Origin of the sequence: Planktothrix serta PCC 8927, from assembly GCF_900010725.2 — a bacterium.
GTDB classification, from domain to species: Bacteria; Cyanobacteriota; Cyanobacteriia; order Cyanobacteriales; family Microcoleaceae; genus Planktothrix; species Planktothrix serta.
Map to the genome: position 1 here is coordinate 1 of NZ_LR734944.1, position 261 is coordinate 261.

1 pseudogene is annotated in these 261 nt (G+C 37.9%); it reads right to left on the reverse strand.

The features are described from left to right. Nucleotides 1-261 (reverse strand): annotated as a pseudogene (locus PL8927_RS27755) (RNA-guided endonuclease IscB); the annotation flags it as partial.

Sequence of the window (261 nt, forward strand, 5' to 3'; positions counted from 1 at the left end):
GTTAACACCTTTAAAGTTTCAAGTTTTCCAACACAAGCTGCATCTAACCAATGGGTTTTAGGTAGGTTTAATCGGGTGCGGTTGAATTTAGTTAAACCACCGGAGCCAGTTGAAACAGATAAACCTGTTTCTTTTAATCGATTAAACAGTGACCATCGAGTTGAATTTACCGCAGTGGCATCTTTTAATGGTCGTTTAGCTTGTCTCAAAATCCGTTGCAGTAAGTTAGGTTTACCTGATAGGAAATCTTGAATATCTTGA